General features: G+C 54.4%; 22 protein-coding genes, 4 tRNA genes and 2 other RNA genes. 7 read left to right on the forward strand and 21 right to left on the reverse strand.

Features of this window, described 5'->3' with window-relative positions:
- Positions 1 to 61 precede the first annotated feature (61 nt).
- The 3 genes from rhtC to pldA are packed head-to-tail and all read right to left on the reverse strand — an operon-like array spanning position 62 to position 3423.
- On the reverse strand, positions 62 to 685 hold the full coding sequence (gene rhtC / locus NXS97_RS12375; RefSeq protein WP_013024083.1) for a threonine export protein RhtC: 624 nt from the start codon (positions 683 to 685) through the stop codon (positions 62 to 64).
- A gap of 12 nt (positions 686 to 697) precedes the next feature.
- On the reverse strand, positions 698 to 2524 hold the full coding sequence (gene recQ / locus NXS97_RS12380; protein ID WP_013024082.1) for an ATP-dependent DNA helicase RecQ: 1827 nt from the start codon (positions 2522 to 2524) through the stop codon (positions 698 to 700).
- 23 nt (positions 2525 to 2547) lie between these two features.
- Positions 2548 to 3423, reverse strand: coding sequence for a phospholipase A (gene pldA / locus NXS97_RS12385; RefSeq protein ID WP_014606982.1), 876 nt, complete (start codon positions 3421 to 3423; stop codon positions 2548 to 2550).
- 190 nt (positions 3424 to 3613) lie between these two features.
- Between pldA and NXS97_RS12390 the strand changes: the two genes are divergently transcribed.
- A complete protein-coding gene (locus tag NXS97_RS12390; protein WP_014595018.1) occupies positions 3614 to 4084 on the forward strand; it encodes a thioesterase family protein in 471 nt (156 codons plus the stop codon).
- Positions 4085 to 4141: 57 nt separating this feature from the next.
- Here NXS97_RS12390 and NXS97_RS12395 read toward each other — a convergent pair whose 3' ends face one another.
- On the reverse strand, positions 4142 to 4615 hold the full coding sequence (locus tag NXS97_RS12395) for an ester cyclase (RefSeq protein ID WP_116220144.1): 474 nt from the start codon (positions 4613 to 4615) through the stop codon (positions 4142 to 4144).
- Between the two features lie 234 nt (positions 4616 to 4849).
- Between NXS97_RS12395 and NXS97_RS12400 the strand changes: the two genes are divergently transcribed.
- Positions 4850 to 5227 carry a helix-turn-helix domain-containing protein gene (locus NXS97_RS12400; protein WP_013024078.1) on the forward strand — a complete coding sequence of 126 codons (378 nt, stop codon included), beginning with the start codon at positions 4850 to 4852 and terminating at the stop codon, positions 5225 to 5227.
- Between the two features lie 120 nt (positions 5228 to 5347).
- Positions 5348 to 6247, forward strand: coding sequence for an EamA family transporter RarD (gene rarD, locus NXS97_RS12405; protein WP_014595016.1), 900 nt, complete (start codon positions 5348 to 5350; stop codon positions 6245 to 6247).
- Here the strand turns inward: rarD and NXS97_RS12410 are convergent.
- The 10 genes from NXS97_RS12410 to NXS97_RS12450 form a co-directional block, all read right to left on the reverse strand.
- Positions 6218 to 7270: an AbrB family transcriptional regulator gene (locus NXS97_RS12410; protein ID WP_014595015.1), complete on the reverse strand. Its 1053-nt coding sequence runs from the start codon at positions 7268 to 7270 to the stop codon at positions 6218 to 6220. The genes rarD and NXS97_RS12410 overlap by 30 nt on opposite strands.
- Positions 7271 to 7367: 97 nt before the next feature.
- Positions 7368 to 8321, reverse strand: a complete 954-nt coding sequence (corA, locus tag NXS97_RS12415; protein WP_014606985.1) for a magnesium/cobalt transporter CorA — start codon at positions 8319 to 8321, stop codon at positions 7368 to 7370.
- A 167-nt stretch (positions 8322 to 8488) separates the two neighbouring features.
- On the reverse strand, positions 8489 to 8545 hold the full coding sequence (gene ysgD / locus NXS97_RS23320) for a YsgD/CorL family protein (RefSeq protein WP_349887138.1): 57 nt from the start codon (positions 8543 to 8545) through the stop codon (positions 8489 to 8491).
- A gap of 67 nt (positions 8546 to 8612) precedes the next feature.
- The gene (uvrD, locus tag NXS97_RS12420; RefSeq protein WP_019106246.1) at positions 8613 to 10775 is read right to left on the reverse strand and encodes a DNA helicase II; all 2163 of its coding nucleotides are present in this window, start codon (positions 10773 to 10775) and stop codon (positions 8613 to 8615) included.
- 54 nt (positions 10776 to 10829) lie between these two features.
- Entirely contained in the window at positions 10830 to 11546 is a 717-nt protein-coding gene (yigB, locus tag NXS97_RS12425) for a 5-amino-6-(5-phospho-D-ribitylamino)uracil phosphatase YigB (RefSeq protein WP_014595013.1), read from the reverse strand.
- Positions 11543 to 12448, reverse strand: coding sequence for a tyrosine recombinase XerC (gene xerC / locus NXS97_RS12430; RefSeq protein ID WP_014595012.1), 906 nt, complete (start codon positions 12446 to 12448; stop codon positions 11543 to 11545). The genes yigB and xerC overlap by 4 nt, the downstream gene beginning before the upstream one ends.
- Positions 12445 to 13149 (reverse strand): DUF484 domain-containing protein, encoded by a 705-nt coding sequence (locus NXS97_RS12435; RefSeq protein WP_013024071.1) that lies wholly within the window; start codon positions 13147 to 13149, stop codon positions 12445 to 12447. Before NXS97_RS12435 ends, xerC begins: the two co-directional genes overlap by 4 nt.
- Positions 13146 to 13970 carry a diaminopimelate epimerase gene (gene dapF, locus NXS97_RS12440; protein WP_015701292.1) on the reverse strand — a complete coding sequence of 275 codons (825 nt, stop codon included), beginning with the start codon at positions 13968 to 13970 and terminating at the stop codon, positions 13146 to 13148. Before dapF ends, NXS97_RS12435 begins: the two co-directional genes overlap by 4 nt.
- 29 nt (positions 13971 to 13999) lie before the next feature.
- Positions 14000 to 14215, reverse strand: a complete 216-nt coding sequence (locus tag NXS97_RS12445; protein WP_013024069.1) for an LPS translocon maturation chaperone LptM — start codon at positions 14213 to 14215, stop codon at positions 14000 to 14002.
- 136 nt (positions 14216 to 14351) lie between these two features.
- On the reverse strand, positions 14352 to 16910 hold the full coding sequence (locus NXS97_RS12450; RefSeq protein ID WP_019106245.1) for a class I adenylate cyclase: 2559 nt from the start codon (positions 16908 to 16910) through the stop codon (positions 14352 to 14354).
- A 313-nt stretch (positions 16911 to 17223) separates the two neighbouring features.
- Here NXS97_RS12450 and hemC point away from each other — a divergent pair, with 313 nt between their 5' ends.
- Genes hemC through hemY form a run of 4 tightly spaced genes read left to right on the forward strand, consistent with a single transcriptional unit; the run spans position 17224 to position 21247 of the window.
- Positions 17224 to 18165 (forward strand): hydroxymethylbilane synthase, encoded by a 942-nt coding sequence (gene hemC / locus NXS97_RS12455; RefSeq protein WP_024471032.1) that lies wholly within the window; start codon positions 17224 to 17226, stop codon positions 18163 to 18165.
- Positions 18162 to 18890 carry a uroporphyrinogen-III synthase gene (gene hemD, locus NXS97_RS12460; protein ID WP_014595009.1) on the forward strand — a complete coding sequence of 243 codons (729 nt, stop codon included), beginning with the start codon at positions 18162 to 18164 and terminating at the stop codon, positions 18888 to 18890. Before hemC ends, hemD begins: the two co-directional genes overlap by 4 nt.
- A gap of 24 nt (positions 18891 to 18914) precedes the next feature.
- Positions 18915 to 20048 (forward strand): uroporphyrinogen-III C-methyltransferase, encoded by a 1134-nt coding sequence (gene hemX / locus NXS97_RS12465; RefSeq protein ID WP_014595008.1) that lies wholly within the window; start codon positions 18915 to 18917, stop codon positions 20046 to 20048.
- Between the two features lie 2 nt (positions 20049 to 20050).
- The gene (gene hemY / locus NXS97_RS12470; protein ID WP_014606992.1) at positions 20051 to 21247 is read left to right on the forward strand and encodes a protoheme IX biogenesis protein HemY; all 1197 of its coding nucleotides are present in this window, start codon (positions 20051 to 20053) and stop codon (positions 21245 to 21247) included.
- A gap of 685 nt (positions 21248 to 21932) precedes the next feature.
- Here the strand turns inward: hemY and NXS97_RS12475 are convergent.
- The 7 genes from NXS97_RS12475 to wecG form a co-directional block, all read right to left on the reverse strand.
- Positions 21933 to 22062: non-coding RNA, RtT sRNA (locus NXS97_RS12475), on the reverse strand.
- 30 nt (positions 22063 to 22092) lie between these two features.
- A non-coding RNA gene (locus NXS97_RS12480) (RtT sRNA) lies at positions 22093 to 22222 on the reverse strand.
- Positions 22223 to 22254: 32 nt separating this feature from the next.
- A tRNA-Pro gene (locus NXS97_RS12485) sits at positions 22255 to 22331 on the reverse strand.
- A gap of 21 nt (positions 22332 to 22352) precedes the next feature.
- Positions 22353 to 22439: transfer RNA gene (locus NXS97_RS12490), tRNA-Leu, on the reverse strand.
- A 16-nt stretch (positions 22440 to 22455) separates the two neighbouring features.
- A tRNA-His gene (locus tag NXS97_RS12495) sits at positions 22456 to 22531 on the reverse strand.
- Between the two features lie 95 nt (positions 22532 to 22626).
- Positions 22627 to 22703 (reverse strand) — tRNA-Arg (locus tag NXS97_RS12500).
- A 158-nt stretch (positions 22704 to 22861) separates the two neighbouring features.
- Positions 22862 to 23602 carry a lipopolysaccharide N-acetylmannosaminouronosyltransferase gene (gene wecG / locus NXS97_RS12505; protein ID WP_013024063.1) on the reverse strand — a complete coding sequence of 247 codons (741 nt, stop codon included), beginning with the start codon at positions 23600 to 23602 and terminating at the stop codon, positions 22862 to 22864.
- Positions 23603 to 23615 lie beyond the last annotated feature (13 nt).

Raw genomic sequence — 23615 nt, forward strand, 5'->3', positions numbered from 1 at the left:
CGCACGACAGTGACGCTGTCGGCAGCTTGCCGTAACGACTGACGTGTCCGGTAACCGGCTATCAGCGCGACAGGATCAGATGAATGCCAAAACCGGCAAACAGCACGCCCGCAACACCGTCTACCCACTTCGCAGCACGTTGATACTTATCCCGCATCCACGGCAGGGCAAAAACAGCCGCGACCAGAGAAAACCAGGCGAAGGTTTCAACGCTTATCAGGACGAACAGCCCCCAGCGTTCCAGCCCCCCCACATCGTTACCGATAAACAAGGAAAAGACGCTACCAAAGTAGATAACCGCTTTGGGATTCGACAGGTTGGTCAGCAGGCCTTTAATAAAGCTCATGCCTTTCCTGGGCAGTTCGACGACAGGTTCCTGCTGTACGGGCTGTTTGTGGCGCTGACGGGCTGAGCCAATTAACTGCCAACCCATCCATAGTAGATAGAGTCCGCCACCGACCATGATGATTTGGTGTAGCCAGGCCATCTTTTGCAAAATCAGATGCAGGCCCATCAACGCTACCGCGGCCCAGATCATGACCGCCAGGGTAATGCCCAGAACGCCCAACATCGCTTCTTTGCGCGAACGGCTGGCGGCGGTTTGCGAGACAAAAAAGAAATCCGGGCCGGGACTCATCAGGGCAACAAGATGGACCAGGGCAATCGTGCCGAACAAAATCAACATGGTAACTCCTCTTTACTCTTCATCGAGATGTTCTTTAATCATCAGCAAAAACGGCTTACCGAAACGTTCCAGTTTGCGGTGCCCCACGCCGTTCACGCTGAGCATTTCTGAGGCGCTCACCGGCATCTGCTCTGCCATCTCCAGCAAGGTTGCATCGTTAAACACAACGTAGGGCGGAATATTCTCTTCGTCGGCTATCGCTTTACGCAGTTTACGCAGCTTGGCAAACAGCTTGCGGTCGTAGTTGCCGCCATACACTTTGGCCGACCCGCTGCTTTTCGGTCTGGCGGTAATCAGTCTTGGCACCGCCAGCATCAGCGGAACTTCACCACGCAATACCGGTCGGGCCGCTTCAGTTAGCTGCAGCGCAGAATGCATGGCGATGTTTTGCGTCACCAGCCCCAGATGAATCAGCTGACGCAGGACGCTGACCCAATGCTCGTGGCTGTTTTCTTTACCCAGCCCATAAACGGGCAGCTTGTCGTGTCCCTGTTCGCGGATGCGATGATTATTGGCACCGCGCAATACTTCGACAATGTAGCCCATACCAAAGCGCTGGCCGACGCGATAAATACTGGAGAGTGCCTTTTGGGCCTCCACCAGGCCGTCATAACGCTTTGGCGGATCGAGGCAAATATCGCAGTTCCCGCAGGGCTGCTGACGTCCTTCACCAAAGTAGTTCAGCAGCACCAAACGACGGCAGGTCTGCGCTTCGGCAAAAGCATTCATCGCATTCAGCTTGTGACGTTCAATATCCTGTAACGGGCCAGGCTGCTTCTCTTCCAGGCATTTGCGCAGCCAGGCCATATCAGCAGGATCGTAGAGCATCATGGCTTCTGCCGGCAGGCCGTCACGTCCGGCACGTCCTGTTTCCTGATAATAGGATTCAATGTTGCGTGGAATATCAAAGTGCACCACAAAACGCACGTTAGGCTTGTTGATGCCCATCCCAAATGCCACGGTCGCCACCACGATTTGCAAATCGTCGCGCTGAAACGCTTCCTGTACGCGGGCGCGCTGGGCGCTGTCAATTCCGGCATGATATGCCCCAACGCTTAACCCCCGGCTTTGCAGACGTGCGGCGGTATCCTCAACTTTTGCCCGGCTGTTACAGTAAATAATGCCGCATTTACCGCGCTGATCCTGTACGTAACGCAGCAACTGCTCAGTGGGTTTAAATTTTTCCACCAGCGTGTAACGAATATTGGGGCGGTCAAAACTGCTGATTTGAATCAGCGGATCCTGCATATGCAGCAGGTTAATGATATCAAGACGGGTCGTTTCGTCAGCGGTCGCTGTCAGCGCCATGACGGGCAGATCGGGAAAGCGCTGGCGCATCTGTCCCAGCGCGCCATATTCCGGTCGGAAATCATGTCCCCATTGGGAAATACAGTGCGCCTCATCAACGGCCAGCATACAGGGCTGCCAGTGCGCCAGACTGTCAAGAAAGTTGTCCATCATCAGACGTTCTGGCGCGATATAGAGCAGCTTCACGCGCCCGTTGCGGCAATCGGCCATGACAACCTGCTGCTGCTCGCGCGTCATGGTCGAGTTCAGGCAGGCCGCGGCCACGCCGTTTGCCAGGAGCTGATCCACCTGATCTTTCATCAGAGAGATGAGTGGCGACACCACCAGTGTCAGCCCCTCGCGCACCAGCGCCGGAATCTGATAGCAGAGTGATTTACCGCCGCCGGTCGGCATCACCACCAGGCAATCCCGCCCGCTCAGCGCTTCATTTATGATTGTCTGCTGACCGGGACGAAACTGCTGGTAGCCGAAGGTATCCTGCAATACCTGCTGCGCCAACGCTTCCTGATTAAGAACTGCCGAGGTTGCCACTGTATTCCTGACTTAATGGTTGGTTAGAACAAATCGTTAAGGGTCACACCTACGCCTAAACGAGTCTGACGGTGGTTATAGTCAATGAGAGATTCACCATAGCCGCTAAAAAGCTGGGTGTAAAAACGCACGTGCTGGGTGATGGGATAACTCCAGCCCAGCGTAGCGCCGCCGTAACCGCTATTCCAGTTATAGTTGCCTTCCACGCTGAAAATGCTGTCACCCATCGCATAGCCCACTTTCGCCCGGTAGTAGCCCATGTATTTTGTAATATCCGGGTTATCGTCCGTGCTGGCGCTCTCAGAAATACGGAACCAGGGTTTGATCTCTGCGAGGAAATTACCGTTTTGCGCCATCAGGCGGGTATACACACGGTTCCAGCTTCGTGACGTGGGATCGCTACGGCCATTGGACTGATGATTCACGCCCACTTCAACATCACGTAGCGTCCAGCCGGCAAACGAATAATCGGTCGCCCAGCCCAGGAAAATCTGCGGCTCATAGTTTGTCTCGCGGAAGGGCGACGACTCTTTTTTATTGGATAGCTGCCACCATGAGCGCTGAGTATAGGACGCGGCTAACACGGAGTTGTCACCCAGGATGCCGCGCCACAGTGGAAATGCCAGACTAAGCTGGAATTTCACTTCGTCCTTACGGGCATTCTGCGCCCAGTTATAAGAGGAAATCGCCTCTTTATTAATGTCGCTAGTGTACGTGTAAAGCAGATAGTTATTTTCGTAAGGATAAAGCACAAACGGGTTGTCATGCTGCTCCAGCAGGTTGGCAATAATGCTGCCACGAACCTGGGGTGCATCGTGAACGTGTTTGATCGTGGCTTCGTCCGCCTGCGCCAAAGCAGGAAGTAACATTGCCGCCAGCAAGGCGCGATGCTTACGCATAGGATTCTCCAATGGAAACTGCGTATTCATAAAAGCGAATGGGTGTTGTAAAAAGCAGGACATTCTACACACAAATGTGAGCGAACATCAGCGCTGATTTCCTAAACTGGAAACCCTGTCGAGCGAAGCATAGAATAAACAACTCATTAACATCTACAGTTCATTTGTCAGCTGTTCAGGACTAAACACAATGTCATCCGTGCTATTGACTCAGCAGGACGCTCGCCGCCTGGTCGGTGAAATTTTTATTTATCATATGCCGTTTAACCAGGCACTTGGTCTGGAACTGGATCACCTTGACGCCGACTACGCTGAAATCAGTTTTGTGAACAAAACCATGCTGGTCGGCAATGCCGCTCAACAGATTCTCCACGGTGGGGTCACCGCCGCCGTACTGGACGTGGCGGCAGGCATGGTGTGCGTCAGTCATGCCTTGACGCGTGAGGAAACAATCAGTGAGGAAATGCTCCGCCAGCGACTGTCTCGCATGGGAACGATTGATATGCGGGTAGACTATCTGCGTCCCGGTCGCGGCGAGCGTTTTATCGCCACCAGTCGTTTACTGCGTGCCGGCAATAAAGTCTCTGTGGCGCGGGTGGAGTTACACAATGATCAGGGCGTTTACATCGCGACCGCCACAGCCACCTATCTGACAGGTTGATCACAGAACTGAACGCGTGGCAGCGTTTGAGTACTGCCACGCGTTATCCTGCCTGAATCAAAACATAGTATTGGTGTTCGCCGACGTCGCCGGTACAGCCTGAATCACATCCCAGTGCTCGACAATTTTGCCGTTTTTCACGCGAAAAATATCCGTAACGGCCTGGCCACGATCGTGTTCACCGTTGGTGGAGTGAACATGCAGCCAGACCAAATCGCCATCGGTCGCACTTCGGACGATGCGTGCTTTTGACTGCGGGTTTTTCCTGAAATAGTCGGTAAAAAAGTTAACAAGCGGTGCCTTGCCGTTTGGCACGCCGGGATTGTGCTGACGGTAATTATCCGCGATAACCCGGGCCGCTTCAGCGACCTTGTGGTGATTAAAAAATTGATCATAGAAATGGATCACCAGTGCACGATTGGCCTCTTCCACCTTGATATCCCGGCCTTCGCCAGGTTGTGCCGCGTAAACTGCACCCGCGGTCAGGATACCTGCCGCCAGCAACAGGGCTTTCAGAAAAGCTACCATCATTATTCTCCTTGATCGTTCGTCATAGCGCTGGTCGCGAGGCACCAGATTTTGAGTACACAGGGATTGCCTGACGTCTGTCGAATGCGATACAGGGTTTCGCTCAGACACCTGGTCACAAAAATAGACTGACGTCGTGACGGATGTTACATTCGCGCAAAATGGATAACAAGAAGTCACACCAGAGTGACTTAATCACCTGAAAGTGACGCTTAGCGATGCACAGGAACCGACCCGATGCCCAAATCTTCACCCGCAACCTTTACGTATCAACAACCTTGCCCCATCCGGGATGTGCTTGACCGGATAGGCGACAAATGGAGTTTATTGATTCTCGAAGCGCTGGCCGAACAGACCTTACGTTTCAATGAACTTCACCGTCATATTGGCGATGTTGCCCGTCAGGTGCTGTCACGCAGTCTGAAACGGCTGGAAATGGATGGCTATATCCTGCGCACACTTTATCCGGAAGTGCCGCCGCGCGTTGAGTACAGCCTGACGGATTTAGGCCGTTCATTTCTCGAACCCATGCAGCAATTAATTGCATGGGCAGATAACAATCATCAGGCCATCTGCCTTTCTCGCCAGCGCGCGCTGGAGCAGGAGAAAGACTGACCCAGCATTATCGCCAGATCGGGCTACAGAGATAACGAGGACTGCGTTACCATTGCGGCCCTCTGTCACGCCGCTGTATTTCAGTGACCTCCGGTACAGTACAAATTTTCAGGATGAATTATGGATACCCAGCAAACCCGTCAGGGCATCGGCTTTGCGCTTGGCGCTTACTTTATTTGGGGCATTGCGCCCGCCTACTTCAAATTAGTGAAGGCCGTACCGGCGACTGAAATCATGACCCACAGGGTGATCTGGTCAGCACTGTTCATGTTGTTACTGATTACCCTGAGTCGCAGTTGGGGACAGGTCAGAAGCGTGCTGCGCCAGCCAAAAAAAGTGCTGCTACTGGCCCTTACGGCGGTAACGGTAGGGGGAAACTGGTTGCTGTTTATCTGGGCGGTGAACAATCAGCATATGCTTGAAGCCAGCCTGGGCTATTTTATCAACCCGTTGATTAACGTTGTGTTTGGCATGATTTTCCTGCGTGAACGTTTCCGTCGCCTGCAGTGGCTGGCGGTCGCCCTGGCGGCTGGCGGCGTGCTTCTGCAACTGTGGAAATTTGGCTCAGTGCCGGTGATTGCCTTAGGGCTGGCGTTCAGCTTCGCGTTTTATGGCCTGATGAGGAAGAAAATTCAGGTCGATGCCCAGAGCGGCATGCTGATAGAGACGCTGTGGCTGTTTCCGCTGGCCGCGCTCTATCTGTTTGGCTTTGCTGACAGCAGCACCAGCCACCTTAGCGCGAACCCCATGAGCCTGAACCTGTTACTGATCGCCGCAGGCATTGTTACCACGATTCCGCTGATGTTCTTCGCCGCGGCTTGTACCCGACTGCGCCTGTCAACGGTGGGCTTCTTTCAGTATCTGGGCCCTACGCTGATGTTCTTGCTGGCGGTGCTGTTTTATGGTGAAACCGTTACGCCAGATAAAATGGTAACCTTTGGTTTTATCTGGCTGGCTCTGCTGGTCTTTATTCTGGATGCCGTGGCGTTTTCAGCGCGGAGCCGAATGCGCAAAGCGTGAAAGAAAGCGCGCCATTGCCGGCCCGGTCAGTAAGATGGTGAATAATCGCAGGGTCTGCATCGCCATCACAAAAGCCATATCTACCCGGCTTCCGGCAGCGATAATCGCCACCGTGTCCAGCCCGCCTGGGCTGGTGGCGAGATACGCCGTCATCAGGTCAATATGCAACACGCGGGTTAACATCCATGCCAGCCCACCGCACAGCAGCATCAGGCCAAAAATGGACAGCAGCATCTGCGGCAGCGTGCTTAACGCCAGTCTGAAGATCGGCCGGGTGAAACGTAACCCCACGCTCCAGCCAATCATGGCGTACGCCAGGGCAAGCAGCCATTCTGGCATCTGAAGCACCGCCGTACCGGTTGAATGCAGGGTTGCACCGATCAGCGCAGGTATCAGTAACGCGCCAGATGGGATACGCAGCCATGGGCCAAGCCATGCGCTGCAAACCACCAGGCACATTGTCACCAGGAAACCGCTGTTAAGCGTCGGAAACCACACCAGCGAGCCGGCATGACCGCCGTCGCCCAGCCCGATCCGCGCCACCATGGCCGCCGCGCCCGCCACAAACAGCACCCGCAGATACTGCATGAACGCAACCAGCCGGACGTCCGCGCCAAATTCGCCCGCCATCGCGACCATCGCAGAGGCACCACCAGGGGAAGATCCCCATGCGCCCGTCGGGCCCGGAAGCTGGCTGAAACGCACCAGCAGAAAACCCGACAGCCCGCTGGCGGCCAGCGTCAGCAGCAGGACCGCTAACACGACTGGCCAGTCCTGCAGCAGCGGCGTCAGGATAGAAGGTGACAGGCTTTGCGCAATCATGCAGCCCAGCACCGCCTGCGACAGCAGAAATAACCGCTTGTTAATACGCAGTGTGGCACCGGACAGGCCCATGACCACGCCAACGATCATGGGTCCCAGCAACAGGGCGGCCGGCACGTGAAAATACTGGAAGATTGCGCCAAGTAATACAGATGACACTAACAGCAGCAGCCATTGCCAGCGCAACGAAAGAGCGTCCATAGAATGATTAATCAATTATGAAAATTGAGCGGCTAGAGTAGCAGAATTAAGGCGGCAGGCCAGCAAAATGGGCCGTATTAACAGCCCGTGCTGATGATTAAAGCCAGTTTTTACGCTTGAAATAGAGATAAGGTGCCAGGCCTGCAAGCATCATCAGGCAAATGGCGCCAGGATAGCCAAAGCTCCACTTCAGTTCAGGCATAAACTCAAAGTTCATGCCGTAGCTGGATGCCACCAGCGTCGGTGGCAGGAAAACCACGGATACCACCGAGAAGATCTTGATGATGCGGTTCTGCTCTATGTTGATAAAGCCCATCGCCGCCTGCATCAGGAAGTTGACCTTTTGAAACAGCGACTCATTGTGGGGCAGCAGGGATTCGATATCGCGCAGGATCTCGCGCGCCTGCTCCAGCTGATTACCCGGCAAACGGGCTTTTCGGACCAGAAAATTAAGCGCACGCTGCGTATCCATCAGACACAAGCGCACCTTCCAGCCGATATCTTCCAGCTCGGCTAAACGCGAGAGTGCCTGGTCGTATTCCTCACCCTGCTGGCCTTCCATGATGACGCGGCTGAGCTTTTCCAGTGCGCTGTAAATGTTCTCAATTTCATCTGCCAGTTGTTCGATTTTCGTCTCGAACAGATCAAGCAGCAGCTCATAGGCATTGCCATCGATCAATGTCTGGTTACGGGCACGCATTCGATAAAGACGAAAAGCGGGAAGCTCGCGCTCGCGCAGCGTATATAAACGCCCTTCGCGGATGGTAAACGCAACGGTGGAGTTACCGGCGTGATCTTCGGCATCTTCAAAAAAGAAGAAGGAGTGAATGTGCAGGCCGTCTTCATCTTCGAAGAAACGCGCCGAGGCTTCGATATCTTCCAGTTCAGGGCGCGTTGCCAGGCTCTGGCCCAGTTCAGATTGCACGCGGTCGCGCTCGCCTTCTTCAGGCTCGACCAGGTCAACCCACACTGACGTGGTCAGTTTATCGCTTTCATCTTCCAGTTCCAGACGCGTCAGGCGACTGTTATCAAGTTTAAATGCGCTCAGCATAGCAAGACTCCCCATTGCAGACTTTATGGGACAACGCTGTCGGCCGGTCTGAATGCAGACCCGCGAACCTGAACACGGATAAAGGATAAATCAGTGCTGACTCGTGCGACGGATTAAAAAGGGAGGTCGCTGATAACCGCTAAGGCTACCAGCGTAATGAGATAGCCTTAGATGTTATTCCTGAAAACCAGGTTAATGAGCCAGCATCGACTGGGCGTGTCCAAGGCATTGTCCTCTCATGATAATAGTGCGCGCATGTTACGCTGAGACGAAAAAGTCGTCAACCAGCGCCTAGACGGTTTCCAGTTTAGCGTAGGCGGCCACCAGCCACTTGATCCCCTGGCCCTGAAACGCCACCTGCAAGCGGCTGTGTTCTCCGCTGCCTTCGAGATTCACAATAGTGCCTTCACCAAATTTGGCGTGGCGAACGCGTTGCCCCAGGGCGAATCCCGTGTCGTTTTTGCTGATCGGCGTGCCCATGCGCTGATGACTGACCGGTCGCGTCACACTGGCGCGTAAACGGACTTCTTCAATACAGGCTTCAGGCAGTTCGCCAATAAAACGTGAAGGTCGATGGTAGACTTCTTTACCGTAAAGACGGCGGGTTTCCGCATAGGTCAGGGTCAGCTTCATCATGGCACGCGTGACGCCGACGTAAGCAAGGCGACGCTCTTCTTCCAGTCGCCCGCCTTCATCCAGCGCCATCTGGCTCGGGAACATGCCCTCTTCCATCCCGACAATAAACACCTGGCTAAACTCCAGGCCTTTCGCGGAGTGCAACGTCATCAGCTGCACCGCATCCTGCCATTTGTCCGCCTGGCCTTCCCCGGCTTCGAGAGCCGCATGAGAAAGGAATGCCTGCAGCGGCATCAAATCTTCGTCTTCATCCTGGTAGCTGAACTGGCGCGTTGCCGTCACCAGTTCTTCCAGGTTTTCGATACGGGCCTGGCCCTTTTCACCCTTTTCCTGCTCGTACATGATCCACAGGCCAGAATCCTTGATGACTCTGTCGGTCTGCACGTGCAGCGGCATATCCACGGTTTCGCTTGCCAGCGAATCCACTAACTCACAGAAGCGTTGCAGCGCAGAGGCCGCACGACCGGCCAGGGCGCGCGACTGAAGCAGCTCGCGCGTTGCCTGCCATAAGGTTATCTGCTTTTCCCGAGCCGTCTGACGCACCACATCCAGCGTACGGTCGCCCACACCGCGCGTTGGCGTATTCACCACGCGCTCAAAGGCGGCGTCATCGTTGCGGTTGGCCATCAGTCGCAGATAAGCCAGCGCGTCCTTGATTTCCTGACGTTCGAAAAAGCGCATACCGCCATAGATACGGTACGGCATGCTGGCCTGTAGCAGGGCTTCTTCCAGCACACGCGATTGGGCATTGCTGCGATACAGGATGGCGCAATCCGCCAGCGCATTGCCGTTTTCCATCCAGGCCTTGATACGGTTGACCACAAAGCGGGATTCATCCAGCTCGTTAAAGGCGCAGTAAACCGAAATGGGCTCACCATCGCTGCCGTCAGTCCACAGTTCTTTCCCCAGTCGGCCGTTGTTATTGGCGATCAGGGCATTCGCTGACTTCAAAATGTTGTTGGTCGAGCGGTAGTTTTGCTCCAGGCGAATGGTATCCGCGCCGGGAAAATCCTTTAAAAAGCGCTGAATGTTTTCGACCTGCGCACCGCGCCAGCCGTAAATTGACTGATCGTCGTCACCCACGATAATCACTTTGCCGCTGTCGCCCGCCAGCATGCGAATCCAGGCGTACTGAATATTGTTGGTATCCTGAAACTCATCCACCAGAATGTTACTGAAGCGCTCACGGTAATGATTCAGGATATGGGGTTTGTTTAACCACAGCTCGTGAGCACGCAGCAACAGTTCAGCAAAGTCGACCAGCCCGGCGCGATCGCAGGCTTCCTGGTAGGCCTGGTATATCCGCAGCCAGGTTTGTTCGACCGGATTGCCGTAGCTTTCAATATGCTTGGGCCGCAAACCTTCATCTTTCTTGCCGTTGATGTACCACATGCCCTGGCGCGCTGGCCACTGCTTCTCATCCAGGTTCATCGCCTTAATCAGGCGCTTGAGCAGGCGCAGCTGGTCTTCACTGTCGAGGATCTGGAAATCCTGCGGCAGGCCTGCGTCGAGATGATGCGCGCGCAGCAGGCGGTGTGCCAGACCGTGGAACGTGCCTATCCACATTCCCCCCTGGCTGGTACCAATGAGCTGCTCAATACGGTGGCGCATCTCTGCGGCTGCCTTGTTGGTAAAGGTCACGGCCATAATGGAGTACGGCGAGCAGTTTTCTACCGACAGCAGCCAGGCGATGCGGTGCACCAGAACGCGTGTTTTTCCGCTGCCCGCGCCCGCCAGCACCAGCAGGTTACTGCGCGGCGCCGCAACGGCCTCGCGCTGTTTGTCATTCAAACCGTCGAGCAGTTCAGAAACGTCCATAAGCACCAATGAGTCAGAAAATGCGAAGCATAAGACTGGATAAATTTACAGCCATTATAACAGCGAGGTGAGTGATGCCAACTGGGAAATTTCAACGTGTGGCAGCAGACGGGCATCCTCGATCTGCATGAGATTACCCTCACGAAGGTTAATCCAGCAGGCCTGCATGCCAAAACGAATCGCGCCTGCCACATCGGTGGTGAGATCGTCGCCAACGTGCAGAATGTGTTCCGGGGCGATATTAAGACGTTGCGCGGCCAGCTGGTACATATCCAGCCACGGCTTAGCGCGCCCGTCTGGCCCCGCCCGGAGTGAAAACTGGAAGTAGTGTGCCAGCCCGAGTTTTTCAGGCTGCGCGTTGCCATTGGTGATCGCTACCAGCGGCACTTTTTTCGCCAGGGCGTTCAGCGTGTCATGGGTTTCAGCAGGCATATCGACCTGGCTGCGCCACTGATGGAACACATCCATAACCTGCGTCGCGCCCGCCGCGGCTTCGGATGGCGTTAACCCGGCCTGGCACATGACATGTTCAACTGAACGCCGACGCCACTCAGAGACATCATGGTAGATCTCAGGTTCGCTTGCACGTAACTGACTGCGCGAGGCGGCTACGTCTTCCGGCGTTATGGCTCGCAGCGCCGGGTGGAAAGCCTGCAGCGCAGCATGAGAGGCTTCCGTGGTTTTACGGATCACCGGATAGTTGTCGTAGAGCGTGTCGTCTAGATCGAAAGTGATCGCTTTGATGTCACGCAGAGGGCGATAAAACTTCATTCACTCTTTCCTCGTTTGGCGCGGGGATGCGCAGCATCGTACACCGATGCCAGATGCTGGAAATCAAGATGGGTGTAAATTTGGGTGGTCGACAGATTCGCATGGCCCAGTAATTCCTGCACCGCGCGCAGATCGCCACTCGACTCCAACAAATGGGTGGCAAAAGAGTGGCGCAGCTTATGGGGATGTATATGACTGGAAATACCCTGCTTAATTCCCCACTCGGCAAAGCGTTTCTGGACGTTGCGCGCAGAGATACGAGAGCCACGGCTGGAGAGAAACAGCGCATCATCCCCAGGGTTAAACGCGGTGCGTAGCGGCAACCACTGCTGGATCCAGCTGACGGCGGTGCGACCGATCGGCACGCGCCGCTCCTTGCTGCCTTTACCTAAAACCCAAACCTCTCCCGCCTCAAGATCGACATGGCGGCAGTCCATATTGACCAGCTCGGAAAGACGTAACCCTCCGCCGTACATCACTTCCAGCATCGTACGATCGCGGATCGCCAGCGGATCGGTGAGATCAATCTCCAGCAACTGGTTAACGTCATCAACATCGATATTTTTCGGTAGATGACGACCGTTGCGCGGCGTGGCGATCCCTTTCGCCGGATTAGCCGCCAGCATGTCGCGGCTCACCTGCCAGTCAAGGAAACTGCGTAATGCGGAAAGACGTAATGCCAGACTACTTGCAGCCAGACCTGCACGACGGCTGCGGGCCGCCATGCTCCGCACCATGGCGGGATCGAGCTGTGACCACGCGCTGATTTTCATCTCATCGGCAATTGTCACCAGTGCGGCAAGCTGACGCGCGTAGCTGCTCAGGGTAAGCGGGCTGAGCTGGCGTTCAACCTTCAGGTGGCGCAGAAAGCCGTCAACGGTCTCCTGCAACACGCTGCTCATGCGCGCTCCACCCAGCGTTCCAGCAGCGCAGGTATCATCTGCGAAAGGTGCTGAAGCAGTAAGGTGCCCATGCCCGACTGATAGTGCAGGCTGTCACGGCTACTGAAGATAATGATGCCAAGCTCGCCCTCATCACCCATCAGGGACATGGCGACTGAACCAATGGCCTTTGCCTGAGGCAGCAGCAGCAGCAGCTCCGGGCCATTGATATTCCCCAGATAGTGCTGCTCATTACCGAAGCGCTGAATGCGTAACGGTTCGAAAGCCTGACGGGCCAGGCCAAGCTGCACAAAGTCAGACGGCGCACCCAGTCGCCACTTGTCGTTAAACAAGCGGATATTGGCTCCCGCCAGTCCGAGATCGCGCGCCCAGCGATGCAGGCGATTAAGCATATCCTGGAGTGAGCTGGCGGCGGCCAGGTGACTTTGCAGTGAAAGCAGACGTGAGAATAACTGTTGATTTGCGGTCGCCTGCTCCATCAGCAGCGTAATTTCTTCTTCCAGACGCTGGATGTGATTGCGCTGGCGCGCCATGTGCCATTCCACCAGCGATACGCTGCCGCGAACCGGGTGCGGTACCGCCATCTGTTCCACCTGACGGGCGTTGCGCATAAAGAAATCAGGATTCTGACGCAGATAATCACTGACGGCCTGATCGTCCAGCAGGACAGTATTTTCCACCTGCTCTTCGATATTTTTCATAAGTGAATAAACCCATCGTAGACATGTGTGGCCGGACCGGTCATGTAGAGCGGCTGTCCGACGCCTTTCCAGGCGATATGTAACGTGCCGCCTGGTAAATCAACGCGTACTTTCTGACTTAAAATACCCTGCTGGATACCGCAGGCAACCGCCGCACAGGCACCGCTACCGCACGCCTGGGTTTCCCCTGCACCGCGTTCATAAACACGCAGCCGGATGTGTTCAGGGCTGATAATTTCCATAAAGCCCACATTGACGCGCTCCGGAAAACGCTCATGGCTTTCCAGGACCGGTCCCAGAAGCTCAACCTGGGCCGTTTTCGTGCTTTCCACCTGGATTACGCAGTGAGGGTTGCCCATGGAGACGGCACCAAACATCACCGTTTGTTCCGCCACGCGTAACAGGTAAAGGTTTTCGGCTTTATTGGCGCGGAAAGGCACCTGCTGGGGTTCGAAATTTGGCTCGCCCATATTCACACGTACCAGATCGTCTGGTGTCACGCTCAGAACCATGCGACCAGCCTGGGTGCTCACGCGAATATCGCTTTTATTCGTCAGCCCTTTTAACTGAACAAAACGGGCGAAGCAGCGGGCGCCATTCCCACACTGCGCGACTTCACTCCCGTCTGCATTAAAAATGCGGTAGTGAAAGTCGAGATCGGGATCGTAAGGCGGCTCAACGACCAGCAGCTGATCGAAGCCAATCCCGAGATGGCGATCGGACAGCCGGCGGATCAATTCCGGCGAAAAAAAGACATTTTGCGTTACGGCATCCACAACCATGAAATCATTGCCGAGACCGTGCATTTTGGAGAACTGCATTTTTTGCTCCGCCGGATGCGCCATAAGTGTTATTTCATTTGTGAGCTTGAGCTTGAACCACCCGTCACCAGACCACCTACATCCGCTTTAGACGCGTCGGCTTTCTGTTTTTGCGTGGGTGCTGACGTTGGCGCAGCTTGTTTTGGCGTGTCCTGCGGCGGGAAGTAGAGCGGTCCTTTTAATCCACAGCCTGCAAGGCTTGTTAATGCCATTGTCATTGCTAACAGGCTTATCGCTTTCTTCATTCTTTATGCTCTTCATGTCCTGTGACCTGGATGCTTATCATCGCAGTTGAAGTTGGAAAAGCAACAGGAAATGCCAGCTAATCACGTGAGCGCTGTGGCAAGCCCTGAAGATAGCATCATTGCGGGCTTACCGAACTCAATGTACCTGATAGCGTGGCTGATAATCGTTATTGTCGTTATCAGGCTGCGAGGCACAGAGATCGGTGAGGACCTGATTTCTGAATGGAATGACCTGATAACGTTCACCTGTGTTCACGATTTGATAGAACTGCGGCAGGTTAAAATTGATAAAACTTGAGCCATAGGTAAAACGGTCGTGCGACGAGGAGTAAAAACGGCTGACGTCCCGCACCAGCTCTTCCTTGCTGCCTTCACAATGGTGATAGACCTCGACGCGGTTACTTTCATCCAGAATATAAATGTTGAAACCGCGATCGTCGGTAGTATCTTCAAAAAAGAACTGAATGATCCCTTCGCTGGCATAGCCGTTAACCACAGGCGGCAGTGGCGTCTGATTAGACTCGACTTTAATCGACAGGCCGTGAAGCTTGTTGTTGGAAATGGCGCCATAAAACTCAACGGCGTTTTCCAGCTTCTGAACCGATACGCCCATGCGTTCAAAGAACAACCCCCAGGTCTGGCCCGCCATACGCAGTGCTTTGAACCGCCCTGGCTCCTGACGCGTACTGGAAAGGCGCAGTTCGATGCACTCTGACACCAGCTGCTGTACGCGGGTACGAATCAATCCACGTAAATGCTGGCTGTAGCAGAACACCTCAACGGTATCAGGCGGGGAAGCGTCCTGATGCATTTTACCCAGGATGGTTTTCAGGCCTTCGATCATCGCCTGTTCGCCACTGAAGTGCAGCGTACGCACCTCATTCCACGAGTTACGGTACAGCAGGTCGATACTGCCGATTAAACACTGCTGCTGCTGACCAAAGCTGAACACATCGAGTTTGCGGAAATCGAAATGCACCACCTGGTTACGAAACGCCGAGGTGGGATCGTGCTCAAGGTTAACAATGATGGCCAGATGGCGGATTTCACACGGGCTGTAGAGCGCCTTGGGCGTGGGCGCAGGCAGACGCAGCGGGAAATGGCTGGAGACATCGTCGACCAGTTCCTGCAGGCGCGCCAGATCGCATAGCTCATTGCCCTTAATGTGCAGCCGCGTTTTGCTGGTCAGCAGTCCGTTGAACCAGGCCCAGGCGACCAGCTTGTTAAGATAGCGGTTATATTCCAGCGGCTGATGGCTGATGATTGAGCTCATGTCCGGCGACTGGTTATACAGATACCAGCCTGGCCGGTTGGCACGGCCCGGCGGCACGTGAATGAAGGTCAGATTGGATTCGGACAGATCGGGAGAAATCTGCGGATTAACCAGCGTCACCTTGCCCGGCAAGGCCTCAAAGGCGGCGTACAATTTACGGGTCAGCACGCCGATATCCTGCGGGCTGGCGCTGACGCTTAAATTGTTGCGACGAGCAAAGCGGATAAGGTTGCGATAGCTTTGCATCATCGCATCCAGCAACTCATTGTGCGCTTCGCGCACGCGCTCGATTTTCCATTCGGCACGGTTGTCCAGAATAGCAATCTTTTCGTCGTCCCAGCCCCAGGCTTTAACCAGCTGCGACAGGATCTCACGGCGCCAGCCGCTACGCTGCGGGTGATCGTCACTGCTGAGTTTTTCGCAAACTTTTAAATAGAAGCAGCGGCGAACCAAATCAAGGCGGGGCTGATCGTCAATACTGGTGAGATAGCGTGTAACGCGTTCCAGCATCATACAGTAAGGATCAAGGCCAAAGCAGACGATTTCTCCGTCGTGCAGACGCTGCTTGATATCCATCGCGAGCAGTTTGGTATCCGGGTATTCCCAGCTATAAGCTTCCAGCAGCAGCGTTTTCAACACCGCTTTATAGGGCGAATCGATACTTTTATACAGCTGCCACAGGCTGGCACCGAAATACTCTTCTGCTGATAACGTGCTGAGGCCGCCCAAATCCAGCCACTCGTTTGGCGTGAGCACGCCTTTCGCATACAGCGACATCACGTAGTCATCATAGTGATGCTCTTCTTCGCCTGGCACCATATTCCACAGAATACGTTTACCGGCCATTCTTACCGCCGTGCGGTAGAACTCATCCAGCAGCAAAATATGTTGGGTAGAACCGCAGTCTTCACCACCAAGATTGCCGCTTTCGTTGTGGCGGAAGCGGTTTTCATCAATGAGGAAAAAGCTGACTTCGATGGCCTGCGAGGCACACCATTTTTGCAGCAGCGCACATTTACGCTGCAGATTCAGGCGCTCTTCATTATCCAGCCAGGATTGATGGCAAACCCAGATATCCAAATCGGACACGCTGTTTTGCCCAACGGAAGAGGTGCTGCCCATTGAGTAGATGCCAGTGATAGGCAGTTCACCTTTAGGGGCTTCGACCAGGGAGAGTTCCTGTTTGCCCGTTAACTCTGCAAGCAGCTGCAGTTGGTTTTCATCAGGCGTGAAGACGTTGATGCCGTGGGGAACGCTACCTTCGAGGTAACCCGGCATCAGCGGATGTTGATAATGTAGTAAGATCGGAAGCAGACTGTAGACTCGCTGAAAAGCGGGCCCCATGGCAGCGAGTGCGCGATCAACGCGCAGCTGGTTAATTGCATCCAGTCTCTGTTTTAGTGTCTCAATATAGAGGTACAAGACGTTTCGCCTGGTTGTCCTGGAGTTTAAGCACCCTGTTTCCAGTCTCTGCCGCTTAATAAGAGAGATGTCGTGCAGATAATTGCTGGAAACGTGATCAATCTATCACTCGCTGGATTGACCGTAAAGAAAGTTACGCTACCTGCATTTTAGCACGGTTTCGTCTACTTTTCGCTCACTCTGCGCCTGGCCTGAGATTACTGTCTGATATATCAGGTTTAATCCGCAGGCGGTTCTTTTCAATCCGTTGAAACTGACAGCATTCCCTCAACGATGATAGGATATTCGATGAACGATCTAAATGGTTAACGGCATGTTAAACAAAATTTTCAGAATTGCTACACGACAAAGCCCACTTGCCCTGTGGCAAGCACAATATGTACAGCAACGATTGATCAGTGCCCATCCTGGCCTGCGCGTGGAGCTGGTACCTATGGTGACAAAGGGCGATATCATTCTTGATACACCGCTCGCGAAAGTGGGGGGGAAAGGGCTGTTCGTTAAAGAGCTCGAGCAGGCAATGTTAGAAAACCGTGCCGATCTGGCCGTACATTCGATGAAAGATGTGCCCGTGGCATTTCCGGAAGGCCTGGGCCTGGTCACCATTTGCCAGCGGGACGATCCGCGCGATGCGTTTGTCTCCAATCACTACGCGTCAATTGATGAACTTCCACAGGGCGCTGTCATTGGAACGTCAAGCCTGCGGCGTCAGTGCCAGATTAGCGCGCGACGTCCCGATCTGGTGATTCGCTCGCTGCGCGGGAACGTGGGCACACGATTAAGTAAGCTTGATGCTGGCGAATATGACGCCATTATTCTTGCCGCCGCCGGGTTGAATCGACTTGGCCTGGCCGATCGTATTCGCCAACCGCTACCTGCGGATATTTCCTTACCCGCCGTGGGTCAGGGCGCAGTTGGCATCGAATGTCGGTTAGACGACAGCACGTTAATTGCGCTGTTACAGGCATTGAATCACGATGATACGGCGGTCTGTGTGAGAGCGGAACGCGCCATGAATACCCGACTTGAAGGCGGCTGCCAGGTTCCGATTGGTAGCTTTGCCGTACTTGAAGGCGACGAACTCTGGCTTCGCGGTCTGGTGGGTGCACCCGATGGGAGCGTCATGGTGAGCGGTGAACGCCGTGGGCCTCGCGATCAGGCAGAGCAAATGGGCATTTCGCTGGCAGACGAGTTGCTCAACGGTGGCGCACGTGAAATTCTGCGCGACGTTTATCAGGGGCAACCTCCCGTATGACGATTCTGGTGACGCGCCCGGAACCCGCAGCGGCGGAGCTGGTCTCGCGCCTGCACGCCCAGGGTAAACAGGCGTGGAGCCTGCCGCTGATAGAATTCGCGCCGGGTAACGATCTCCTGCAGTTACCGGCCACCCTTGCCACGTTGAAACGCGGCGATCTCGTTTTCCTCCTTTCGCAGCAGGTTATTCACTTTGCACAGCACGCCATCAAAGCATGGCCCGCTGACGTAGACTATTATGCAATTGGTCGCAGCACCGCTTTGGCTTTTCATACGATCAGCGGCCTGCAGGTGACCTACCCTCACGCGCATGAAACCAGCGAAGAGTTGATAAAACTGGCGACATTGCAGCAAATAGCGGGTAAGCATGCGCTTATCCTTCGAGGGAATCAGGGCCGCGAGCTGCTGTCAGAAACGCTGGTGGCACGTGGCGCGCAGGTCACCTATGCAGAGTGCTATCAACGTTGCCAAAAACACTATGACGGCGCCATCGAAGGCCGTCGCTGGCGCGATCGTAATATTCACACGCTGGTCGTGACCAGCGGTGAGATGCTGCATCAGCTGTATTCGCTGTTCCCCGAGGTCGATCGTGAGGAATGGCTGCTCCGCTGTCGACTAGTCGTCGTCAGCGAACGTTTGGCTTCCCTGGCCGCCGATCTTGGTTGGCAGACTATTCAGGTAGCCGATGGTGCCGATAACGATGCGCTGTTGCGCGCGTTATGTTGAACTTAACAATGGGATGTGCCAGATATGACGGAACAAAAAGACACCTCCGCCGTGGTTGACGAAACCACACCAGCGGTTGATCGCCCCTCTTCTACCCAGGAAAAATCACCGCGCAATCGCAATAATGGTGGCATGGTGCTGGGAGCAGTCGCGATTGTCATCGCACTGGCGATTGGCGCAGGGTTATACCTGAACGATAAACACCAGGCCGAACTGCAGGCACAAACCAACCAGGAACTGAGTGATCAGCTGTCCACGCTGCAGAAACAGGCAAACAGCGACAAACAGCAGCTGGCCCAACAGTTGAGCGCGACAGAAAAAGCATTAGAGACCGCTCAGTCACAGCAGGCGGCATCGGCCAAAGAGCTGGAAACGCTGCGTGAAAAAATGGCTTCAATTTCAGGTAATGACGTGCGCAGTTGGTTAGTGGCCCAGGCTGACTACCTGGTGAAGCTGGCCGGACGTAAATTGTGGAGCGATCAGGACGTGACCACCGCTGCAGCGCTGCTGAAAAGTGCAGATGCCAGCCTGGCAGACATGAACGATCCCAGCGTCATGAACGTGCGTCGTGCGTTAACTCAGGATATCAGTACGCTCTCCGCCATCTCCCAGGTGGATTATGACGGCATCATTTTGAAACTTAATCAGTTATCAAACGGTGTGGATAATCTGCGGCTGGCAGATAACGACAGCGATGATGCGCCTATGGACAGCGACAGCGGTGAACTTTCCAGTTCCATTCGTGAATGGCGTCAGAATCTGGTGAAGAGCTGGCATAACTTTATGGATGACTTTATTACCATCCGCCGTCGCGATAATACCGCACAGCCGCTGCTGGCACCGAATCAGGATGTTTATCTGCGTGAGAACATCCGCTCGCGCCTGCTCATCGCTGCTCAGGCCGTACCACGTCACCAGGAAGAGATTTACAAGCAGTCGCTTGAAACCGTCTCAACATGGGTACGCGCGTGGTATGACACCAATGATGCCTCAACCAAAGCGTTTCTGGCCCAGTTGGATGAATTAAGCCAGCAGAACATCAATATGGATCTGCCCGACAGCCTGGAGAGCCAGCCGCTGCTTGAAAAGCTGATGCAAACCCGCGTTCGTAATCTGATGGCACAGCCTTCTGCCGCCGCTAATCAGCAGGGAGGCTAATCATGCTTAAGGTATTTATCCTCTTTGTTCTGCTGATTGCCGGCATTGTACTGGGGCCGATGATTGCGGGTCATCAGGGCTACGTGCTGATTCAGACCGACAACTGGAACGTTGAAACCAGCGTGACGGGCCTGTCCATCATCCTGATTATTAGCCTGCTTGTGATCCTGGCTGTGGAATGGATACTGCGCCGTTTATTTCGCACCGGCGCGCGCACCCGCGGCTGGTTCACTGGCCGTAAGCGTCGTCGTGCCCAGCGCCATACGCAAAATGCCCTGATGAAACTGGCGGAAGGGGATTTCAGACAGGTAGAAAAACTGCTGTCTAAAGACGCAGAGCATGCTGATGTGCCTGTCGCTAACTACCTGCTAGCTGCAGAAGCCGCACAACAGCGTGGAGATGAAATGCGGGCCAACCAGCACCTAGAACGGGCGGCTGAGCTGGCTGGCAATGATGTGATTCCGGTCGAAATTACCCGTACCCGCATTCAATTGGCGCGTCATGAAGATCATGCAGCGCGCCACAGCATCGATCGCCTGCTCGAAGTCGCGCCTCGTCATCCGGAAGTACTTCGTCTGGCTGAGCAGGCATATGTCCGCACCAGCGCCTGGAGCGCACTGCTGGATATTCTTCCCGCCATGGAAAAATCCGAGGTCGGGACAGAAGAGCAACGCACCCTGCTGCAGCAACAGGCCTGGCTGGGCCTGATGAACCAGGCGATGGCCGATCAGGGCAGCGAGGGACTGAAGCGCTGGTGGGGCAATCTGAGCCGTAAAACTCGCCATGAGACATCATTGCAGGTAGCGATGATTGACCATTTGATTGAGTGTGACGACCACGATACCGCGCAGGACATCTTGCTGGATGGGCTTAAACGTCATTACGATGATCGTCTGGTGCTGCTGATGCCACGTATTAAGAGCGGCAACCCAGAGGCACTGGAAAAAGCCTTACGTCAGCAAATCAAACAGCATGGCGCGACGCCCCTGTTGCACAGTACCCTGGGGCAGTTGTTAATGCGCCACGGTGAATGGCAGCAGGCAGCGGAAGCACTTCAGCAGGCACTGGCTCAGCGCCCTGACGCCTTTGACTACGCGTGGCTGGCGGACGTTTACGATCGCCTTCGCCGTCCGGAAGAGGCGGCAAAAATGCGTCGTGAAGGCCTGTTGCTGACGCTGAAAAATAACCCTGATGCCTGATAGCACAGCATCGCGTTAAGTAAAAAACCGGGCTCGCCCGGTTTTTTTGTGTCTGCGCTTTCAGGCAAAAAAAAACACCTGCTAAAAGCAGGTGTAAGATCAGGTCGGTTAGACAACCGAGAGGTACCCGACTCAACGTGGTGTCTGATAACCCTGTAAGACTTTCGCGATACAGGCAGGCAGACAACAGGTACCCAAAATTGGCTCTGCGTCATTCCCAGGTTTATGTAGCCGAAGCAAACATAAGAGGTGGAATGAGCATCTACGCGTTAATTATTGCATAATCCATGCCAGTTGTTATTATTATTTTAATTATTTTTATAAATCAGTCACTTATATCTTAATGCTTTTTTTGGGGTTCTTTCTCTTTGCGATGAGCGTCGTGTTATTACGACAAACCAGACAATGGATGTCGCATACAGGCGACAAACAAGGTAAAGACTTGTCAATCCGTGTTAAAACAGTAATTTAAGCGTCTCATTTTTGCGACAGCCATTACTATGACTCCGCTCTGACTCACTTCCGGGAGAAATGACGTGCCCGTCTGAGCGGATTTTCGCCCCTGAAAGACGACACTGCCTGCGCAACGTTGTCTCACTGACGCTCGGCGCAAACCGCCTTCGGCGGTGCTCATCCTCTTTTATTCAGGCGAAAAAAAACTGTCTTCGCAGACAGGTTTCTAAAATGGTCGGCGAGAGAGGATTACGCGCCCCTGCGGGACGCGCCCTTCGGGCCGTTGCGTTCGCAACGTTGTCTCGCTGCGCTCGGCGCAACCCTCCTTCGGAGGTTCTCATCCACTTTTATTCAGGCGAAAAAAAACTGTCTTCGCAGACAGGTTTCTAAAATGGTCGGCGAGAGAGGATTACGCGCCCCTGCGGGACGCGCCCTTCGGGCCGTTGCGTTCGCAACGTTGTCTCGCTGCGCTCGGCGCAACCCTCCTTCGGAGGTTCTCATCCACTTTTATTCAGGCGAAAAAAAACCTGTCTTTGCAGACAGGTTTCTAAAAATGGTCGGCGAGAGAGGATTCGAACCTCCGACCCACTGGTCCCAAACCAGTTGCGCTACCAAGCTGCGCTACTCGCCGATTTTTTTATTTTGTTTTGCCTGGTGCGAAGAGAGGGACTTGAACCCTCACGTCCGTTAAGACACTAACACCTGAAGCTAGCGCGTCTACCAATTCCGCCACCTTCGCGTATCCCAGCAAAATCTGGGGTGGCTAATGGGACTCGAACCCACGACAACTGGAATCACAATCCAGGGCTCTACCAACTGAGCTATAGCCACCACTGTACTGAATGTTGCAAGTCAAACCCACAGCATTTAAATCTTTGTTACTAACGCGGTACTCAAACCACCGAAGCTCTTACGCACAAACTAAATGGCGCGCCCGACAGGATTCGAACCTGAGACCTCTGCCTCCGGAGGGCAGCGCTCTATCCAGCTGAGCTACGGGCGCGTAGCGCCGTTGCGGATGTGCATACTAGAGATAAGCGCCCACGCTGTCTAGTGCTTTTTAAAGAAAATAGCGCGTTTGATTACGCTTTGTGCATTTCGTCGACAATTAACGCATTTATGCCGTTACTCGTGCGAAAAACCTGGCGTTAATCAGCGATCTTACAGATCGCCACGCCAGTGATAACGCAAATATTTCACCAGCTTCAACTGCCTGCGTAGGCGACTGGGCTGTTTGATTAAGCGATAAAACCATTCCAGTCCAAGCTTCTGCCAGATTACAGGCGCGCGCTTTACATGACCGGTAAACACGTCATAGGTACCGCCTACGCCCATATACAACGCCTCAGGCCAGTGCTTCTGACACTCGGCCATTAAAAGTTCCTGACGCGGAGAGCCCATCGCTACCGTTACCAGCCTGGCTCCGCTGGCCGCAACCCTGGCAAACAGTGCATCGCGTTCCGCCGGGACAAAATAGCCATCCTGTGCACCCACAATATTCACGTTCCACTGACGACGCAGTTTATCGCAGGTTTCGTCCAACACTGCCTGCCGACCGCCGATCAAAAACACCGGCGTTCCGTTGCGTCCGGCACGTTCCATTAAGGCTTCCCAGAGATCGGCCCCTGCAATCCGCTGTACTGAGGCCTGCGGATATTTCTTGCGAACAGAGCGTACAATGCTGATGCCATCCGGATATTTGAATTCAGCCTGCTGAATTTGAGCACGCAGCGCTGCATCCTGCTCGGCATTCAGCACTTTTTCCGCATTGATGGCCACCAGCGTGCCGCTCCGGACAGCGGAATGCGGCATCAGGAAATCCACAAATGAAGCCATGCTGTCAAAGCCGTACAGCGTGATGCCGCGAATCACATAGCGTGGCGTTTCGGAAACTGTACTCATCTCTTTTTAATTC

The organism is Pantoea sp. B623 (assembly GCF_024814475.1).
Lineage (GTDB): Bacteria > Pseudomonadota > Gammaproteobacteria > Enterobacterales > Enterobacteriaceae > Pantoea > Pantoea ananatis.

Coding starts and splice junctions, on each gene's coding strand:
- rhtC (WP_013024083.1), bottom strand. CDS start 685: ATGTTGATTTTGTTCGGCACGATTGCCCTGGTCCATCTTGTTGCCCTG.
- pldA (WP_014606982.1), bottom strand. CDS start 3,423: ATGCGTAAGCATCGCGCCTTGCTGGCGGCAATGTTACTTCCTGCTTTG.
- NXS97_RS12390 (WP_014595018.1), top strand. CDS start 3,614: ATGTCATCCGTGCTATTGACTCAGCAGGACGCTCGCCGCCTGGTCGGT.
- NXS97_RS12395 (WP_116220144.1), bottom strand. CDS start 4,615: ATGATGGTAGCTTTTCTGAAAGCCCTGTTGCTGGCGGCAGGTATCCTG.
- NXS97_RS12400 (WP_013024078.1), top strand. CDS start 4,850: ATGCCCAAATCTTCACCCGCAACCTTTACGTATCAACAACCTTGCCCC.
- rarD (WP_014595016.1), top strand. CDS start 5,348: ATGGATACCCAGCAAACCCGTCAGGGCATCGGCTTTGCGCTTGGCGCT.
- NXS97_RS12410 (WP_014595015.1), bottom strand. CDS start 7,270: ATGGACGCTCTTTCGTTGCGCTGGCAATGGCTGCTGCTGTTAGTGTCA.
- corA (WP_014606985.1), bottom strand. CDS start 8,321: ATGCTGAGCGCATTTAAACTTGATAACAGTCGCCTGACGCGTCTGGAA.
- uvrD (WP_019106246.1), bottom strand. CDS start 10,775: ATGGACGTTTCTGAACTGCTCGACGGTTTGAATGACAAACAGCGCGAG.
- yigB (WP_014595013.1), bottom strand. CDS start 11,546: ATGAAGTTTTATCGCCCTCTGCGTGACATCAAAGCGATCACTTTCGAT.
- xerC (WP_014595012.1), bottom strand. CDS start 12,448: ATGAGCAGCGTGTTGCAGGAGACCGTTGACGGCTTTCTGCGCCACCTG.
- NXS97_RS12435 (WP_013024071.1), bottom strand. CDS start 13,149: ATGAAAAATATCGAAGAGCAGGTGGAAAATACTGTCCTGCTGGACGAT.
- dapF (WP_015701292.1), bottom strand. CDS start 13,970: ATGCAGTTCTCCAAAATGCACGGTCTCGGCAATGATTTCATGGTTGTG.
- NXS97_RS12445 (WP_013024069.1), bottom strand. CDS start 14,215: ATGAAGAAAGCGATAAGCCTGTTAGCAATGACAATGGCATTAACAAGC.
- hemC (WP_024471032.1), top strand. CDS start 17,224: ATGTTAAACAAAATTTTCAGAATTGCTACACGACAAAGCCCACTTGCC.
- hemD (WP_014595009.1), top strand. CDS start 18,162: ATGACGATTCTGGTGACGCGCCCGGAACCCGCAGCGGCGGAGCTGGTC.
- hemX (WP_014595008.1), top strand. CDS start 18,915: ATGACGGAACAAAAAGACACCTCCGCCGTGGTTGACGAAACCACACCA.
- hemY (WP_014606992.1), top strand. CDS start 20,051: ATGCTTAAGGTATTTATCCTCTTTGTTCTGCTGATTGCCGGCATTGTA.
- wecG (WP_013024063.1), bottom strand. CDS start 23,602: ATGAGTACAGTTTCCGAAACGCCACGCTATGTGATTCGCGGCATCACG.